Annotated in this window: 2 protein-coding genes; one reads left to right on the top strand and one right to left on the bottom strand. The window is 72.6% G+C overall.

Annotation, left to right across the window (positions count from 1 at the left end):
- On the bottom strand, positions 1-1036 hold a 1036-nt coding region (locus DDE13_RS22370), incomplete at its 3' end, for a glycosyltransferase family 2 protein (RefSeq protein ID WP_111406392.1).
- Positions 1037-1203: 167 nt separating this feature from the next.
- Here DDE13_RS22370 and DDE13_RS22365 point away from each other — a divergent pair.
- Positions 1204-1476: glycosyltransferase family 2 protein (locus DDE13_RS22365; protein ID WP_369333214.1), on the top strand; the 273-nt coding region annotated here is incomplete at its 3' end.

Raw genomic sequence — 1476 nt, 5'->3', positions numbered from 1 at the left:
GCACGCCGGCGGGCGGCGCCAGCATGAACGCCCCGCGCAGGACCGCCGCGGCATGGGCCGGGGCCCGGTCGCGCAGCACGAGCCGCGCGGCATAGGCCAGGGTGAAGGCGGTGGCGAAGGGCAGGCTGCGGGGCCGGAACCGGCGCAGGAACTTCATCCGGCCCCGGTGCTTGAAATAGAGCGAGAACGGCGAGGCGAGCCGCTCCGGCGTGGGCGAGCCGATGGAACTGCCCGCGCGGTGGTAGATCCGGAACCCGTCGCAGTAATCCAGCGGCAGCGCGCCGCGCCGCATCGCCCAGTCGACCTCCTCGTAATAGAGAAAGTAGTCCTCGCGCATGGGGCCCGCCGCGTCGTAGAACGCGCGCGAGGCGACCATGTTCGCCCCCATGATGAAATCGATCCGCGCCGGGTCGGGCGGCGGCGTCGCGGCATGGGACTGGCGCCGCCCGAGATTGCCGGTCACGCCGGTGCGCCAGTTCACCGTGCCGCCGTCGATCTGGATCCGGTCGGGCGTCTCGTAATAGGTCACCCGCCCGCCCAGCAGGCCATAAGGCGCGGGATCGGCCAGCCGGGCCACCAGCGCGGCCACCGCCCCCGGCGCCACCACGCTGTCGGGGTTCAGCACCCAGAAATGGCCGATATCGGGACAGCCCGCCAGATAGGACAGCCCCGCGTTCACCCCGCCCGCGAACCCGCGATTGACGCCGGTCTGCATCAGGGTCAGCCGGGTGTCCGGATCGGGCGGCAGGTCCGGCCCGCCCTCGGCCAGCGGCAGGGGCTTGGGCACGGTGCCGTGGACGAAGGGCAGGTCCGCCGGCACCGCGTAGGGGACGGTGCCGGACGCCCAGTCGCGCAGCCGCGCCACCGTGTCGTCGGTGGAATCGTTGTCCACCAGCACGACCCGCAGCGCCACCCCCGCCGCCGCGGCCGACGCCAGCAGCGTCTCCGCGCAATCGACCGCTTCGCTGCCCGAATTGAAGGTGACGATGACGACGCCCAGCCCGTGCCGCGGCGTGTGCGAAAATTCCTCGACCATGATACGATATCTCACTTGCAAACAGACGGAACCCGCCCGCTATACAGGGACAACGCCCCCGCGCCTAGACTCCGGCGGCGGCCCGCGGTGCGGGTCCCGTGGCGCTATGCAAGCCCGCCGCGATTTGCGACAAGGCGGGGGTGTCTTGACGATGGATCCCTTTCGACATGCAACCGCCCCCTTCCCGATCCGGCCACCCGGCCGCGCCGCAGGCCGATCCTTCCGCCGGGCCGTCCGCCGATCCTTCCGCCGACCCGTCCCCCCGACCCCGTATCGCCGTCATCATCCCGCACCATGACGACACGGTCCGCCTGGAACGCTGCCTCGCGGCGCTGGTGCCGCAACTGGCCGCCCGGCCCGGCACGGCCGAGACGGTCGTGGTGGACAACGGCTCGCCCGCCGACCCGGCGCCGCTGGTCGCGCGCATCGGCGGCGGCGCC

It is taken from the genome of Meridianimarinicoccus zhengii (assembly GCF_003254465.1).
GTDB lineage: Bacteria > Pseudomonadota > Alphaproteobacteria > Rhodobacterales > Rhodobacteraceae > Meridianimarinicoccus > Meridianimarinicoccus zhengii.
Note: the sequence above shows the minus strand (reverse complement) of the source record. Positions and strands in the feature narration are given on the sequence as shown.